The 17,447-nt window shown below is 43.1% G+C and carries 12 protein-coding genes and 5 tRNA genes; all 17 read left to right on the top strand.

Annotation, left to right across the window (positions count from 1 at the left end):
* Nucleotides 1–61 precede the first annotated feature (61 nt).
* The 17 genes from DW981_RS02455 (at nt 62) to DW981_RS02370 (ending at nt 17,312) form a co-directional block, all read left to right on the top strand.
* Nucleotides 62–952, top strand: a complete 891-nt coding sequence (locus DW981_RS02455) for a LysR family transcriptional regulator (RefSeq protein WP_118506708.1) — start codon at nt 62–64, stop codon at nt 950–952.
* Nucleotides 949–2,472: a leucine-rich repeat domain-containing protein gene (locus DW981_RS02450; protein WP_118506661.1), complete on the top strand. Its 1,524-nt coding sequence runs from the start codon at nt 949–951 to the stop codon at nt 2,470–2,472. Before DW981_RS02455 ends, DW981_RS02450 begins: the two co-directional genes overlap by 4 nt.
* A 374-nt stretch (nt 2,473–2,846) precedes the next feature.
* Nucleotides 2,847–6,008 (top strand): isoleucine--tRNA ligase, encoded by a 3,162-nt coding sequence (gene ileS / locus DW981_RS02445; protein ID WP_118506660.1) that lies wholly within the window; start codon nt 2,847–2,849, stop codon nt 6,006–6,008.
* Between the two features lie 224 nt (nt 6,009–6,232).
* Entirely contained in the window at nt 6,233–6,745 is a 513-nt protein-coding gene (locus tag DW981_RS16070; RefSeq protein WP_118506707.1) for a response regulator, read from the top strand.
* A 38-nt stretch (nt 6,746–6,783) separates the two neighbouring features.
* Nucleotides 6,784–7,437 (top strand): response regulator transcription factor, encoded by a 654-nt coding sequence (locus DW981_RS16065; protein WP_147352591.1) that lies wholly within the window; start codon nt 6,784–6,786, stop codon nt 7,435–7,437.
* A gap of 6 nt (nt 7,438–7,443) precedes the next feature.
* Nucleotides 7,444–8,940, top strand: a complete 1,497-nt coding sequence (locus DW981_RS02430; RefSeq protein WP_243034642.1) for a histidine kinase — start codon at nt 7,444–7,446, stop codon at nt 8,938–8,940.
* A 351-nt stretch (nt 8,941–9,291) separates the two neighbouring features.
* Nucleotides 9,292–10,332: an ABC transporter substrate-binding protein gene (locus DW981_RS02420; protein WP_118506657.1), complete on the top strand. Its 1,041-nt coding sequence runs from the start codon at nt 9,292–9,294 to the stop codon at nt 10,330–10,332.
* A gap of 191 nt (nt 10,333–10,523) precedes the next feature.
* On the top strand, nt 10,524–12,041 hold the full coding sequence (locus DW981_RS02415) for a sugar ABC transporter ATP-binding protein (RefSeq protein WP_118506656.1): 1,518 nt from the start codon (nt 10,524–10,526) through the stop codon (nt 12,039–12,041).
* A complete protein-coding gene (locus DW981_RS02410; protein ID WP_118506655.1) occupies nt 12,034–13,095 on the top strand; it encodes an ABC transporter permease in 1,062 nt (353 codons plus the stop codon). Before DW981_RS02415 ends, DW981_RS02410 begins: the two co-directional genes overlap by 8 nt.
* A 1-nt stretch (nt 13,096) precedes the next feature.
* Nucleotides 13,097–14,134: a sugar ABC transporter permease gene (locus DW981_RS02405; protein WP_022026030.1), complete on the top strand. Its 1,038-nt coding sequence runs from the start codon at nt 13,097–13,099 to the stop codon at nt 14,132–14,134.
* Nucleotides 14,135–14,168: 34 nt separating this feature from the next.
* A complete protein-coding gene (locus DW981_RS02400) occupies nt 14,169–15,761 on the top strand; it encodes an FGGY-family carbohydrate kinase (RefSeq protein WP_118506654.1) in 1,593 nt (530 codons plus the stop codon).
* A gap of 39 nt (nt 15,762–15,800) precedes the next feature.
* The gene (locus DW981_RS02395) at nt 15,801–16,499 is read left to right on the top strand and encodes an L-ribulose-5-phosphate 4-epimerase (RefSeq protein WP_022026033.1); all 699 of its coding nucleotides are present in this window, start codon (nt 15,801–15,803) and stop codon (nt 16,497–16,499) included.
* Between the two features lie 289 nt (nt 16,500–16,788).
* A tRNA-Pro gene (locus DW981_RS02390) sits at nt 16,789–16,863 on the top strand.
* A gap of 59 nt (nt 16,864–16,922) precedes the next feature.
* Nucleotides 16,923–16,993: transfer RNA gene (locus DW981_RS02385), tRNA-Gly, on the top strand.
* A 7-nt stretch (nt 16,994–17,000) separates the two neighbouring features.
* Nucleotides 17,001–17,074, top strand: a tRNA-Arg gene (locus DW981_RS02380).
* A gap of 13 nt (nt 17,075–17,087) precedes the next feature.
* A tRNA-His gene (locus DW981_RS02375) sits at nt 17,088–17,161 on the top strand.
* 79 nt (nt 17,162–17,240) lie between these two features.
* Nucleotides 17,241–17,312 (top strand) — tRNA-Gln (locus DW981_RS02370).
* The last annotated feature ends 135 nt before the right edge of the window (nt 17,313–17,447 follow it).

Raw genomic sequence — 17,447 nt, 5'->3', positions numbered from 1 at the left:
GATCTGAGATAGAACTCACAGGAAATGACAGCCAAGCTGGAACGTAGAAATGGAAGCGGCTATGACTTTATTAATGTATCAGGTATTAAAAACAGTGACGGAACAGGGGAGCTTTCGTAAAGCAGCAGAATTGCTGGGACTGACGCCATCCGCGATCAGTCACGCAGTTGCTTCGCTGGAAGGAGAACTTGGATTTCCGGTGCTTAACCGCAGCAAATCCGGCGTCACATTGACAGATTATGGGGAGCGGCTGCTCCCCTATGTTAACGCAGTGTTAAATAGCAACGAGAGTTTACAACAGAAAGTGGCGCAGTTTAACGGCTTAGAACAGGGAACCGTTAAGCTGGGCTGCTTTTCCAGTACTTGTACTAATTGGATCCCGGATATTTTGCATTCGTTTCATAAACTTTATCCGGGAATTGTGATAGAAGTACTTCAAGGAACGTATGACGATGTGGTATACTGGATCAAGAACGGTGTGGTGGACATGGGATTTTTGTCGGCATCAAGTGCAGGTGACCTCTCCATTGTCCCATTGTACAAAGATCCGCTGCTGTGCGTTATGCCCCAAAATATGGAGCGGCACGGCGATGGTGAATACATTGGGATTGACGAGATGAAGACGTATCCGTTTGTAGCGCAGCGGGAGTCTACAGATGCAGATATACAGAACTTTTTGAAAGGAAGTGCTCTGGATGTACATGCCAAGTATCATGTTGTAGATGATCTTGCCATGGTATCTATGGTTGCGCATGGATTCGGAATATGTATTATGCCGGAAATGGTCATGAAAGACATTCCATATGAGGTGAAATGCTATCCGATTAAGCCTGAAGCATACAGAATCGTTGGACTCGCCACACAGAACTCGGAGTTTATGGCTCCGGCAGTCAGCACAATGTATCAATATATTATTGAACATTACAAACAGAAAGACGAGGTAGATGTATGAAACAGTGGGAGAAATTAACGGCGTGGCTGGTGGTATTTGCGCTGGTTGCCGGTTTAGTCGGTGGAAGCGCCTTCGTGCAGGTGAGCGCAGCAGAGGAAAACAGCGATTTTGCGTATGCTGTCAATGAAGATGGAACGGCAACGATCACCGAAGTGAAAACCAATGCGGCAGATGTGATCGTTCCGGCGGTGATCGATGGACATACCGTAACGGCGATCGGAAGTCATACGAGCGAATGGTCAACAACGCCGGCGGGCGCGTTTGAGAGCAAATGGCAGGCTGTGAATGTCTATTTGCCGGATACGATAACAAGTTTTGCAGACAGAGCCTTTGCTTCTTGTGCGATAGAACATATATATCGATATGATCCTGCACAAATATCAGCAGAAGATATTATCAGCAGCGGTTCGGCATTGGGTGTGCCAATGCAGCTTAAGACAATGGGAAGTCATTGCTTTGATAATAGCCGGTTGAAAGAAGTTCAGATTGATGCACAGGTGGACAGTATTGGAGATGGTGCCTATGCTACGATCGCAGCGCTTAGCAGTGTGACACTCGGCAAGACCGGACGTATTGGAACGATCGGTAAAAATTGTTTTCAAAATTCCGGAGCACAGACGCTCAACTTTTATTTCTATGGAAGGGTAGATGCGATTGGTGCGAATGCGTTCGAGGGTTCGGGCGGTATTCAGGATTTTTATATGGAAGATGTCGGGATCGTGGGAACAGAAGCATTTAAGAATTGTCACATCAACACAATGACACTCAAGGGTTCGTTATCAGCGATCGGTGATCGCGCCTTTATCGGATGTGGCAATTTGGACAAAGTGACAATACAGTCTTCTACACCATATACCATTGGAAAATATGCCTTTACTTGTGCATCGATTAAAGAGGTGACATTTTCAGATGGTCTTAGTTCGGTAGCGGAAGGAACTTTTTCCGGCTGCGGCAAACTGTCTAAAGTGTATTTGCCAACGACATTAAAAGAAATTGAGAAAAATGCCTTCGAGAATGTATCGACGATCACAACGATCACGATCAATGATACTGCCAAAGTTGATGATGAAGCCTTTAAGGGAGCGGGTGGCACAACTTGGGGTGCCCTGGACCGTTTGAATAATCAGTCTGTCAAAAAGATTGTGGCAAAGGCATTGCATCGAAATCTGAAGACGCCGCTGCCAAAGGTTGCCAAGGCATCGCTTAAGAAAGCCAAGGCTGCGAAAAATAAAAAGAAGGCAAATCTTAAATGGACAAAGAGCAAGAACGCAAATGGATATATTGTGTACTGCAAGGTTGTTAAGAAAGGCAAAAAAGCCGGTAAGATTGCGTGGAAAAAGGTAAAGACGGTCAAAAAGCCGAAAACAACCAAGTGCACGGTAAAGATAAGTGCCAAACAGCGTAAAGTATTAAAAAAGAAGGGAAAGATCTATTACAGCGTGCGTGCTTACAAAAAGGTAACCGTAAATGGCAAGAAAAAGACCATTTACAGCGTGTATTCTCAGAAAAAACTGAAATAGTTCATTGTCCCAGCTCAAATGGAGCCGACAATGGTATATATTTGTAAAAAAGCAGAAATAGCCTTGACAAAGAAAAAATCGCACAGTATTATTAAGGTTAGATTACAAAGACGATGACGAAGACAGTAGCCTTAGGGGAAATGTTTCAGAGAGTCCGGGGGAGTGTGAGCCGGACACGGAGTATCCTATGATCGCGAACATCACTTCCGAGTTGCGGCTGGAACGGATCAAATATCTCAGTACAAACCGTCGGTGCCCACCGTTACATGGGTCATGCATAGATTATTGTGCAGCAGAATAGGTGGTTATACGAAATTACAGCTTTCGTCCTGTTTGGGGACGGAAGCTTTTCTTTTTGAGGAAAGGAGAACACAATGTATCAAAAAGTATCAACAGACTTAAATTTCGTTGACAGAGAGAAAAATGTTGGCGAATTTTGGCGCAACCAAAAGATTTTCGAAAAATCCATGAAAGCACGTGAAGGAAATCCAACCTACACGTTTTATGATGGACCGCCTACCGCAAATGGTAAGCCGCATATCGGTCACGTTCTGACTCGTGTTATCAAGGATATGATCCCTCGTTATAAGACGATGAAGGGTTACATGGTGCCACGTAAAGCGGGATGGGATACTCACGGACTTCCGGTTGAGCTGGAAGTAGAGAAACTGCTTGGCTTAGATGGCAAAGAGCAGATCGAAGAGTATGGTATGGAGCCATTCATTAAGAAATGTAAAGAATCTGTTTGGAAATACAAAGGTATGTGGGAGGACTTCTCCGGCACGGTTGGATTCTGGGCTGATATGGACAACCCATACGTTACGTATGACGATAACTTTATTGAGTCTGAGTGGTGGGCACTCAAAGAGATCTGGAATAAGAAGCTATTATATAAGGGCTTTAAGATTGTTCCTTACTGTCCAAGATGTGGTACACCACTGTCTGCACAGGAAGTGGCACAGGGTTATAAGTTAGTGAAAGAACGCTCCGCTATCGTGCGTTTCAAAGTGACTGGCGAGGACGCTTATTTCCTGGCTTGGACGACAACACCTTGGACGCTGCCATCTAACGTTGCGCTTTGCGTAAACCCAGAGGATACTTATATTAAAGTAAAGGCAGCAGACGGTTATACGTACTATCTTGCAGAAGCATTAGCAGACAACGTATTAGGAAGCCTGGCAGATAAAGACAGTGATACACCTGCTTATGAGGTGCTTGAGACTTATAAGGGAAGCGATCTGGAGCGCAAGGAGTATGAGCCATTGTATGCTTGTGCCAAAGAGTGCGCAGACAAACAGCACAAGAAAGGTTTCTTCGTGACTTGTGATACTTATGTAACCATGTCCGATGGTACCGGTATCGTGCATATCGCTCCTGCCTTTGGTGAGGACGATGCCAATGTTGGAAGAAACTACGATCTTCCATTTGTACAGTTTGTTACAGAGAAAGGTGAGATGAGCGCAGAGACGCCATTTGCCGGACTTTTTGTAAAGAAAGCAGATCCGGAAGTGTTGAAAGATCTGGATGCGAAAGGACAGCTTTTTGCAGCACCGAAGTTTGAACATGATTATCCACACTGCTGGAGATGTGACACACCACTTATTTACTATGCACGTGAGTCTTGGTTCATCAAGATGACAGAAGTGCGTGATGATCTCGTGCGCAACAATAATACCGTAAATTGGATTCCGGAGTCGATCGGAACCGGACGTTTCGGTAACTGGCTGGAGAATATTCAGGACTGGGGTATTTCCCGTAACCGTTATTGGGGAACACCATTAAATATTTGGGAATGTGAAGGCTGCGGCAAGCAGGAGTCCATCGGAAGCCGTGCAGAGCTCGCTGAGCGCAGTGGTAATCCGGAAGATGCCAAAGTAGAACTTCACCGCCCATATATTGATGCCGTTACATTTACCTGCCCGGACTGTGGTAAGACAATGAAGCGCGTACCGGAAGTGATCGACTGCTGGTTTGATAGTGGAGCAATGCCGTTTGCACAGCACCATTATCCATTTGAGAATAAGGATCTTTTCGAAAAACAGTTCCCGGCTCAGTTTATTTCTGAGGCAGTAGACCAGACCCGTGGATGGTTCTATTCTTTGATGGCAGAGTCTACCCTGCTCTTTAACAAGGCGCCTTATGAGAACGTTATCGTCCTTGGACATGTACAGGATGAAAACGGTCAGAAGATGAGTAAGTCTAAGGGAAATGCAGTGGATCCGTTTGATGCACTTGAAAAATACGGCGCAGATGCGATTCGTTGGTATTTCTATATCAATAGTGCACCGTGGCTACCGAACCGTTTCCATGGCAAAGCAGTGCAGGAAGGACAGCGTAAATTCATGGGTACTCTTTGGAATACCTACGCATTCTTCGTATTATATGCTAATATTGACAACTTTGATGCGACAAAATATACATTGGATTACGATAATCTTGCCGTTATGGATAAGTGGCTGTTGTCACGTTTGAACAGTACGGTTCAAGCTGTGGATGATAATTTAGCAGCTTACAAGATTCCGGAAACTGCCAGAGCATTGCAGGAATTTGTGGATGAGATGAGTAACTGGTATGTAAGACGTTGCCGTGACCGTTTCTGGGCAAAGGGCATGGAGCAGGATAAGATCAATGCATACATGACATTGTATACAGCGCTTGTAACCATTGCCAAAGCTGCAGCACCAATGATCCCATTTATGACAGAGGATATTTACCGTAATCTTGTATGCTCATTGGATGCAAGTGCACCGGAAAGTGTACATTTGTGCGACTTCCCTGAGGTGCAGAAAGAGCATATCGACAAGAAGCTCGAGGCAGATATGGAAGTTGTACTCGAGGCAGTTGTACTTGGACGTGCATGTCGTAACACTGCCAATATCAAGAACCGTCAGCCGATCGGTAAGATGTTTGTCAAAGCAGATGCGGCGTTGTCACAGTTCTACCTTGACATTATCAAGGACGAGCTTAACGTCAAGGAAGCAGAGCTTACCGAAGATGTCAGTGCACTCACGACCTACAGCTTTAAGCCACAGCTTAAGACGCTGGGACGTCGTTTTGGCAAAAACATCAATGCGGTTCGTGAAATCCTTGCAGGATTGGACGGACAGGCTGCTATGGCAGAATTGAAAGAGAAAGGCACTCTGACGATCCAGGTAGAGGGCGTTGACGAAGCACTCGCTGAAGAAGATCTGTTGATCGAGGCTGCACAGATGGAAGGCTATGTATCTGACAGTGATCACGGAGTAACTGTTGTACTGGATACGAACCTGACTCCGGAACTGTTAGAGGAAGGTTTTGTGCGCGAGGTTATCAGTAAAGTACAGACCATGCGTAAAGATGCCGGATTCGAGGTGATGGATCACATTCAGTTGTACGTTAAGGACAATGACAAGGTGAAAGACATCGTGCAGAAGAACGAGGAAAGCCTTTGTTCAGATGTTCTGGCGGATGGCGTAACCTATGATGAAGTTTCCGGATTTACCAAGGAATGGAGCATCAATGGTGAGAAAGTTACGCTCGGTGTAGAGAAGAAATAATGTGTTATATTCTTGAATAATAGTAGAATAATACTTGCATTATTTTTCGTTTTATGTAAACATAAAGAAGGGCAAACAGTGATGACAATGTTATATGTATATGACATTGACAGAAGCGTTTGCCCTTTTGTAGTATAGACAATAAAGTATATGAGACAAGACAGGTGACGTAACAGAAGAACAGCCGCAGGTTGATCAATAAAGAGTATGGAAGGGTGATGTATATGATTAAGGTTTTTTTAGTGGAAGATGAGATGGTAATTCGCGATGCGATCAAAAATAGTATTGATTGGGAACAGGAGGGCTATGAATTTGTTGGGGAGGCAAGCGATGGGGAACTTGCATTGCCAATGATCTTGAAAGAAAAGCCGGACATACTTATCACAGATATTCGTATGCCGTTTATGGATGGGCTGGAGTTAAGTCGTCTTGTCAAAAAAGAGCTGCCGGACACGAATATTATTATTCTTAGTGGATATGATGAGTTTGAATATGCAAAAGAGGCGATCAAGATAGGGGTTGAAGAGTATTTGCTGAAACCAATCTCTTCCAATGTATTGTTGGAACATTTAGGGGAGGTGGCTTCCAAAATTCATGAAAAACAGAAGGAATATGAGCAACGAGAACGACGTATTCGTGAAATGCGCGAAAAATATCTTTCCTTTCAAAAGAAGGATCGTGACGATAACAGCAATTCCATCAAGAGTTCTGACGCGGATTTGATATCAATAGCGTAGATGATCTTAAAGAAATACAGGATGCGATCGCAGACTTTTTGAGCGAAGGAAGCCCTGAGGACGTCCCTCATTTTGTTGAGGCGTTACTGGATAAGATGCCAAGAGAGCATTTTCGTTCTATAATATTACGGCAATATGTTATTGTAAACATCTTTGCCACGGTAACTTCTTTTTGCAAAAAATTTGAAGATAAGGTGGAGAAGACTCAGACAGAAGAGATTGCACATTTGCAGGAATTAAAAGATCGTGAAAAATTGCTTCGGGAGGCATTGGCAACTGCAGAGTCACAGGAAGACATTCAAACATACATGACACAGCTTTTGGCAAATGCATTGGAAGTGCGCAATACAGTAAGTGACAGGAGATATTCAGATGTTATTCTTGCGGCGCAAAAGATCATAAAAAAACAGTATATGTCAGAAGACATTTCGCTGAATACAGTTGCAGCAGAAGTGGGGATGAGCGCCAGCTATTTTAGCACGATCTTTAGCCGTGAAATGAATCAGACATTTGTTGAATATTTAACAGAGATACGCATGAATAAGGCAAAAGAACTGCTTACCTGTTCGTCTCTTAAAACTGCAGAGATTGCATTTGAAACGGGATATCGAGATCCTCACTATTTCAGTTCGCTGTTCAAGAAGACACAGGGGTGTACGCCGAAGGAATATCGCGCATCAAGAAAGGGGTGATTGTCCGTGAAGTGGCGAAGATATAATCAACTATCCATCAACAAGCGCTTGATCATGATTCCGTTTGTTGCGATCATGCCCATGATAGTTCTTGTGTGCTATCTGGTGTGGACGGTATCCAGTGCAACTGCAGCATATGCCGGCATTAATAAAAATGTGGAGCGAGCCAATCAGTATGTACGTGATTTTAAGGAACGAATTGATTACACCATGTATCTGTCCGTGATTCGGAACAAAAGCATAAATGAGCTGGATATTGGAAAAACGACAATCAATGGTATTGTTACGGTGAATCCATATGATTATATTGAAGAGTTAAAAACTGTTTGTGATGAGTTGTCGGAATCAGCTACAGTAGATATCAATCGCAATCAGATCAAACGCCTGAAAAATTCCTTAAAATCCTTAAAAAAGAATGTTGCAGAGTTAGAATATAATATCAAAAATAATGAATTGTACGATGCCAATATGAAATATTTGGATGACAATATCTATGAATTGACTGCCTTGATCCAAGCAGGCATACAAAATTATATTTATATAGAAACAACCAACTTTGAGGAGGTAAAAGAAGCGCTGGATAAAAATAATGAAAGAACGATCTTGCTTTGCATGATTACAGCGATGGTCGTGACGGCATTATCAATCTGCCTGTCTGCACAGGCGACCAAAAGCATTATTGTTCCGATACGCAAATTATGCAAGATGACAAGTAAAGTGGCAGAGGGAGATTTTACAGCTAAGACAAAAGTGAATACCAAGGATGAAATTGCAGTGCTGGCACACAACTTTAACGACATGACGAAGGAGATTGGTCATTTGGTGGATGATATGCAGCACAATCATGAAACGCAGCGGATATTGGAGAGTAAACTGCTTCAGGCGCAGATCAATCCGCATTTTTTGTATAATACATTAGATACTGTTGTGTGGCTTGCGGAAGCAAAGCAAAATGATCAGGTTGTGGCGATTGTGACTTATTTGTCAGAATTTTTCCGAACAACACTTAGCAAGGGACAGGACATTATTACGATTTATGATGAAAAGCGGCATATTGAAAGTTATCTCAAGATCCAGCAGTTCCGATATCAAGATGTATTAGAGTACAGTATTGATATCGAGGAGAAATTGTATGCGGTAAAAATCCCCAAACTATTATTGCAGCCCTTGGTAGAAAATGCATTGGTGCATGGGGTTCGCAATAAGAGAGGCAAAGGGCACTTGTCGGTTCGGGGTTACTTTCAAGAAAATGATGTGATCTTTGAGGTAGAAGATGATGGAAAAGGAATGAATAAAGAGGAACTGAAAGCATTGATCCACGGTATGGATCATGATTCCGGTGCTGACAGACAAAGTGGATTTGGGGTGGCAAATGTAAATCAGAGAATACATATTTATTATGGTGAGCAGTATGGAATCAGCTATGAAAGTCACCCCGGAGAAGGAACGCTTGTCCGTATACAGGTGGCGGATCATGTGTCAGAGGTTCCGGTGATACGGTGACAAATATCACGTGTCAGAGGATCCGGCAATACGGTGACAAATATCACGTGTCAGAGGTTCCGGTGATACAGTGACAAATATCATGTGTCATTGTGAAAAGAAGACTATGGGGATGGGGCGGTCGAAAAAAATTCCACTTTTTTTCAAAAAAATCCCCCTTATTCTGTTTGCAAAGAAAAAATCTCAACCAAAACAAAATGATATTCTGTATGCGAACGGTGAAAAAAACAGTATTCTATATATACAAGTTACAGATGAGACTGCAATACATAAAACTGTTTGCCCGATGGTTACTGATTGCTAAACATCTGAAATAGAACGTCAAATTAACGAGATAAGGAGGATACGCTTATGAAAAAGAAATTACTCGGACTGGCTCTTTTAGGAGCAATGATGGCAACGTTGTTAGTTGGATGTGGTTCATCCGGAGGGAAGAAAGGTGATACGAAAGATGATGTGATCACCGTTGGATTTTCTCAGGTTGGTGCAGAATCTGATTGGAGAACAGCTAACTCAGAATCAATGAAATCAACATTTAGTGAGAAAAATGGTTACAAATTGATTTTTGATGATGCTCAGCAGAAACAAGAAAACCAGATCACAGCAATCCGCAACTTTATCCAGCAGGAAGTTGATTATATCGTACTTGCTCCGGTAACAGAATCCGGATGGGATCCGGTTTTGAAAGAAGCAAAAGATGCAGATATTCCGGTAATCATTGTAGATCGTATGGTAGATGTATCAGACGATAGCCTTTATACTGCATGGGTTGGCTCAGACTTCAAACTGGAAGGTGAAAAAGCATGTGCTTGGCTGAAGGCTTACACAGAAGCTAAAGGCATGAAGGAAGTAAACATTGTCGACATCCAGGGAACGATTGGTGCATCCGCACAAATTGGTCGTACAGAAGCCCTAAATGAAGCTGTAAAAGCCAATGGCTGGAATCTTCTCGCACAGCAGACCGGTGAATTTACACAGGCAAAAGGTCAGGAAGTTATGGAGTCTATGTTGAAACAATATAAAAATATCAATGTTGTATATTGTGAAAACGATAATGAGGCATTTGGTGCCATCAATGCAATTGAAGCTGCAGGAAAAAAAGTGGGACCGGATGGAGATATTTTGGTAATGTCCTTTGATACGACAAAGGCTGGTATCACAGATACCCTGTCTGGCAAGATCATCTTAAATACAGAGTGCAATCCACTTCATGGACCACGTGTAGAAGAGATTATTAAGAAATTAGAAGCGAATGAAAAGGTTGATAAGAAAGCTTATGTTGATGAAGGAATTTTTGCTCACAGCGATGATGTGACAACAGTAAAAGCGGGCGACAAAGATTTTGATGTTACCAAGGTAACAAAGGATGTGATCGATAAGAGAGCTTATTAATTGACAGCAGCTTCAAAATAAGCAGACAAAAAAATAAGCGGCGTGGTGGACAACCGGCAGATGCCTAAGGTTACTGCCACGCCCTTTTTGCGCAATTTTTCAGGACGGATCGTACGGAAAAATAATGCAAAGGTACAAAACATATGGCACGGGAAAATAAATCATAAACAGTAGAAAGTGGGTGAATCTTTATGGAAAACAATGTGGTATTAAGTATGCATGACATTTCCAAAACATTCCCTGGTGTAAAAGCATTACAACATGTAGATTTCACACTTCGTAAAGGTGAAATTCATGCGTTGATGGGTGAAAATGGAGCGGGAAAGTCAACATTGATCAAGGTGCTTACCGGAGTACATTCCTTTGAGAGCGGCGAGATTTTGATGGCAGGATCAGATGGAGCAATCATTAATCGATCTCCGCAGGAAGCACAGGAACATGGAATCAGCACGGTATATCAGGAAGTGAATCTGTGTCCGAACCTGACGGTGGCAGAAAACTTATTTATCGGCAGAGAACCTAAAAAACTTGGAATGATCGATTGGCATACAATGAATAAAAAATCGACAGCATTGCTAAAAAGTTTATCGATCGATGCACGAGCAACGGACAAATTGGAAGAGTGCTCTATCGCAAAACAGCAGATGATCGCAATAGCCAGAGCGGTTGATATGAAATGTCAGGTATTGATCTTGGATGAACCAACATCATCCCTGGATGATGAAGAAGTAGAAAAGTTGTTTGTATTGATGCGTAAACTGAAAGATCAGGGAGTAGGAATTATCTTTGTTACACATTTTCTGGAACAGGTGTATGAAGTATGTGACAGAATCACCGTATTAAGAAATGGACATTTGGTGGGAGAATATCCGGTGAAGGAATTGCCTCGTGTGGAATTGGTTGCTAAGATGATGGGCAAAAATTTCGATGATCTTGCAGATATTAAAGGAGATCATAAAAAGCTGGAACAGTATATTCCGGTTGTGGAAGCGGAGCAGGTTGGCCGAAAAGGCAGCATTCGTCCATTTGACTTTACCGTCAATAAAGGTGAAGTTGTAGGACTTACCGGGCTTTTGGGGTCGGGACGATCTGAACTGGTTCGTGCAATATATGGTGCTGATAAACCAGATGGTGGTACGATCAAGGTAAATGGCAAAGAAGTTAAGATCAAATCACCGCTTGATGCAATGAAGCTGGGAATGGCATATTTGCCGGAAGACCGCAAAAAAGATGGCATTTTGGCAGATCTGTCGGTGCGTGAAAACATGATCATTGCACTTCAGGCAAAGAAAGGTATGTTTCATCCGATGAGCCGAAAGGAAATGGAAGAGGCAGCAGATAAATATATCGATCTGCTTCAGATCAAGACAGCGAGCCGTGAGACACCGATCAAGAGCCTGTCTGGTGGTAATCAGCAAAAGGTGATCATTGGACGTTGGTTATTGACTGATCCGGACTATCTTATTTTGGATGAGCCGACGAGAGGTATTGATATTGGTACGAAAACGGAAATTCAGAAATTGGTGCTTGATCTCGCAGATCAGGGAATGGCAGTAACTTTTATTTCTTCTGAGGTGGAGGAGATGCTTCGTACTTGCACAAGAATGGGAGTTATGCGAGATGGTAAAAAGGTAGGAGAAGTTGCCGGAGATGAATTAACACAGGAAAATATCATGAAGGCAATAGCGGGAGGTGACAACAATGAGTAATGTAAAAGAAAAGATAAAGGCAGTCACATCAATGCGCTTGTTTTTGCCGATCGTTTGTTTAATTGCTGTGTTGTTGGTCAATCTGATCACGACACCGGGATTTTTCAAGATCTCCATTAACAATGGCGTATTGTATGGCTATGTTGTAGATATTGTAAACCGAGCATCGGAGCTTGTTATATTGGCAGTTGGCATGACATTGGTTACAGCGGCTTCCGGTGGACAGGATATCAGCGTAGGCGCTGTGATGGCGGTGGCAGCAGCAGTTTGCTGCCAGATATTATCCGGTGGAAAGGTATCGGTCGATGCGTTGGCGGCACCACTTGCTTTAGGAGTTGTAGCTGCACTGTTAGCCTCTGCATTATGTGGAGCTTTCAATGGATTTTTGGTAGCAAAGCTTAACATCCAGCCAATGGTGGCTACATTGATCTTGTTTACGGCAGGGCGCGGCATTGCACAGCTCATTACATCCGGACAGATCACTTATGTAAGAGTTGGTTCCTACAAAGTGTTTGGTGGTTACATTGGCAAAATTCCAGTGCCGGTGCCAATCTTTTTAGCGATCATCGTTGTACTTTTAGTGCACTTAGTGCTGAAGAAGACAGCGCTTGGATTATATATCGAGAGCGTCGGGATCAATGGAACGGCATCTCGCTTGGTAGGACTTAATTCTACAATGATCAAATTTGTAACGTATGTGATTTGTGGCTTAATGGCAGGAATCGCCGGAGTGATCGCTTCCAGTAGAATCTATTCGGCAGATGCAAATAACATTGGCTTGAACCTAGAGATGGATGCCATCTTAGCGGTTGCTCTTGGCGGCAATGTATTGGGCGGTGGAAAATTTAGTCTGATGGGATCAGTGATCGGCGCATATACAATTCAGGCATTGACTACGACATTATATGCAATGAATGTTAAAGCGGATCAGTTGCCGGTATATAAGGCAATCGTAGTTATTATCATTGTCACATTACAAAGCCCTGTATTCAAAAGCTTTATCAGCAAGCAACGTGCAAAGAGAGCGGCAGCTATAGCGGAAGGGGGTAAATAATATGAAGTTTTTACGTAGAAATGAAGAATCCAAACGATCTATTAATAGCAATACCTTTCTTCTGTTTATCACGATCGGCCTGTTTGCGGCAATGTACATAGCAGGAATGATCATATTTGAGGATAAGGGATTTGCGAAACCACAGATGTTTTTGAACTTATTTATCTCCAATGCAGGTCTTTTGGTCATCGCTGTTGGACAGACCATTGTAATGATCACCGGTGGTATTGATATTTCGGTAGGCTCGGTAACTGCCCTGGTATGTATGGCGGTTGCGAATCAAATGGAACATCATGGAATGAATGCCTATATGGCGGTTCTCTTGGCACTGTTCATTGGTGTCGCCTATGGCGTGGTGCAAGGATTTTTGATCTCCTATCTTGAGATACAGCCTTTCATCGTCAGCTTGGCAGGTTTGTTCTTTGGACGTGGTTTGACTTCCATGATCAGCACGGAAATGATCTCAATCAAGAATAAAACATTTCTTGCATGGGCCAATTATAAGATCTATCTGCCAATTGGTTCGTACAGCAGGCGTGGAAAATTCTTGCCGGCATATATTTATCCAACCGTTATTATTGCATTGCTGATCGTCATTATCGTCGCGGTCATCATGAAGTATACTAAATTTGGCCGTGAGGTATATGCAGTAGGTGGAAATGCGCAGAGTGCCATGATGATGGGATTAAATGTTCGCAAAACAAAGTTTAAGGCATATCTACTGAATGGACTTTTGGCAGGATGTGGTGGATTCCTGTTTTGCCTGAATAGCTGTTCGGGCTTTGTGGAGCAGGCTAAGGGGCTTGAAATGGATGCCATTTCCGCATCTGTCATCGGAGGAACCCTGTTAAGTGGAGGTGTTGGTACACCGTTTGGAACAATTTTTGGTGTATTGATCAAAGGTTCGATATCCAGCTTGATCACCACACAGGGATCACTTTCCAGCTGGTGGGTTCGCATTGTGTTATCAGCACTGCTTTGCTTCTTTATTGTATTACAGGCTGTGTTAGCACACATGAAAAGAAAGAGAGCCAATTAACGAGAGTTGGTATTAGAGGAAGGGATGGTTTTCTATGGACGAGATCAAAAAAAGAATCGAAGAAGGAAGAACAACGCTTGGTATCGAATTTGGTTCGACCAGAGTAAAAGCGGTCTTAGTAGATGAGACATTTCAACCTATTGCGTCTGGTAATTATCGCTGGGAAAATCAATTGGTAGACGGTTATTGGACATATTCTCTGGAGGAGATCATAACAGGTTTGCAGGAAAGTTATCAGAACATGGTGTTGGATGTGCAGAAAAAATATGGCGTGGTTCTGACGAAAATCGGTGCGATTGGTTTTAGCGCAATGATGCACGGATATATGGCATTTGACAAGGAAGATAATTTGTTAGTACCATTTCGGACTTGGCGCAATAGCACAACAGAAAAAGCGGCAGCAGAATTAACGAAACTGTTTGGGTTTAATATTCCTGAACGATGGAGTATAGCTCATTTATATCAGGCGATTTTGAATGAAGAAGATCATGTAAAAGATATTTCATACATTACAACGCTGGCGGGATACCTTCATTGGCGGCTGACAGGGGAAAAAGTGATCGGGATCGGCGATGCTTCCGGTATGTTTCCAATTGATGTTGATACGAAGCAATATGATCAGGAGATGATTGCGCAATTTGAGCAATATATTTCCGAAAAAGACTATTCTTGGCATTTGTCAGATGTTTTGCCAAAGATTTTGCTTGCCGGAGAGCAGGCGGGAGTTTTGACAGAAAAGGGAGCTAAGCTATTAGATCCTAGCGGGACACTGTTGGCTGGAATACCGCTTTGTCCACCAGAGGGAGATGCCGGTACGGGCATGGTAGCGACTAACAGCGTGCGTGTGCGAACCGGTAATGTATCGGCTGGAACATCTGCTTTTGCTATGGTTGTCTTGGATAAACCAATAGAAAAAGTATATCCGGAAATTGACATTGTAACAACACCGACCGGAGAGGCAGTGGCTATGGTACATACCAATAACTGTACTTCTGATATTAATGCTTGGATCGAAGTGTTTGGTGAAACGTTGAAATGCTTTGGTGTTGAAGCTACAAGAGAAGAGGTTTTTGATAAACTATTCCGGGTTGCAATGGCGGGAGATGCAGACTGTGGAGGATTGTTGTCCTATGGATATTACTCTGGAGAAAACATCACCAAATTATCCGAAGGCAGACCTTTGTTTGTGCGAACACCGGAAAGTAAATTTACACTTGCCAATTTTATGCGGATGCATTTGACAAGTGCTTTAGGAGCGCTCAAGGTTGGCATGGATATTCTCTTGAAACAGGAAAAAGTAAATTTGGAGCAGATTTTAGCGCATGGAGGTTACTTTACCACGAAAGATGTAGGACAGAAACTGCTTGCCGCAGCGCTTGGTACGCCTGTGTCAGTCATGGAAACGGCAGGTGAAGGCGGCCCTTGGGGTATGGCGATCTTGGCAAGATATATGATAGACAGAGGTGAGGCTGAATCGTTAGCTGCCTATTTAGATCATTATGTATTTGCAGAAGCTGTTGGAAGCACAGAACAGCCGGATCCTGATGCAGTAAAGGGCTTTGAAACGTTTATTGCCAGCTATAAACAGGGACTTGGTGTAGAACAGAAAGCTGTAGAGATAATGTAAGGTGTTACATATCGCCTGGATGGAAAGTGAGGGAATGAGATGTTAGAACAGCTAAAACAAGAAGTGTATGAGGCAAATATGTTGCTTCCTAAATATCATCTGGTGACATTTACATGGGGAAATGTTAGTGGTATTGATCGTGAAAAGGGATTATTTGTCATCAAACCAAGCGGTGTGGATTATGACAAATTGACTCCCGACAGCATGGTAGTTGTTAATTTGGAGGGTGAGGTGGTAGAAGGAGATTACCGTCCATCTTCCGATACACCTACACATGTGGTGCTATATAATCGTTTTCAAGAGATTGGTGGCGTGGTACATACACACTCACCGTGGGCAACAAGCTGGGCGCAGGCTGGCAGAGGAATCCCGTGCTATGGCACAACGCATGCGGACTATTTGTATGGACAAGTTCCGTGCGTGCGTACCCTCACGAAAGAAGAAATTGAAACTGCTTATGAAAAAAACACGGGAGTGCTTATCGCAGATGAGTTTGAACGCTTAGCAGTGGATTATCTTGCAACACCGGCAGTGCTTTGCAAAAATCATGGTCCATTCACGTGGGGAAAGGATGCGAAAGAGGCAGTGCACAACGCAGTGGTCTTGGAAGAAGTTGCCAAAATGGCGGCACGTTGTGAGCAGATCGATCCGAAGGTAAATCCTGCACCCCAAGAACTGCAAGATAAGCATTATTACCGCAAACATGGTAAAAACGCATATTATGGTCAGAGCAAGTAAAGTAATAGATTCAAACTTCGCACATCCGAAGCTTGAGTAATGGATGAAAAATCCATACAAAAATATCCCCTGCATATCGGCTATCGCATAACCTTCTCAGATGCTACTGCATTATGTTTCCCCCGAATAAAAACCGGTATGCAGGGGGATAAAATATACGCAAACCCAGTAAATATGCGGGTTCCAGGACTTTAGAAAAAAGTTGCAAAAAAAAATAAAAAAAAGTGTTGACATTTTAGTGTCATGGTCATATAATATTACTTGCGTCACGGGAAAACGGAAAGTGATTCGGGGTGTGGCACAGTTTGGCTAGTGTACCTGATTTGGGATCAGGGGGTCGCAGGTTCGAATCCTGTCACCCCGACTAGTGACGCTTTACATACATTTTAATATAGGGAAGCATTTTGGAGCTTTCCAATTTATGCGGGTGTAGTTCAATGGTAGAACACCAGCCTTCCAAGCTGGATACGTGGGTTCGATTCCCATCACCCGCTCTTATACGTGTCAATAGCTCAGCTGGATAGAGCAACGGCCTTCTAAGCCGTAGGTCGGGGGTTCGAATCCCTCTTGACACGCTTTACATGTATGGTGGGTATAGCGCAGTTGGTTAGCGCGCCAGATTGTGGCTCTGGAGGCCCTGGGTTCGAATCCCAGTATCCACCTTTTATCCTTGTTAGAGAGCTAGCAAGGATTTTTTTCTAACAAGGGAAGAATTTGCAGAGGCTTCTTCCTATATAATGATGGGCTATCGCCAAGCGGTAAGGCACAGGACTTTGACTCCTGCACTCGTGGGTTCGAATCCCGCTAGCCCAGTAAAAAAAGGTATCACACCGAATGGTCAATGGCATTAAGTTAAGGCTAATTATGAGAGAAGTTGGTATCTTTTTTCGATACTAACTTCTCTTTTCATTTTCTTGTCACAGATTAAATTCCATACATTAATCAAAA

Source organism: Clostridium sp. AM49-4BH (assembly GCF_003478335.1).
Lineage (GTDB): Bacteria > Bacillota > Clostridia > Lachnospirales > Lachnospiraceae > Butyribacter.
The sequence above is the reverse complement of the archived record's forward strand: the minus strand, read 5'-3'. Positions and strand labels throughout refer to the sequence as shown.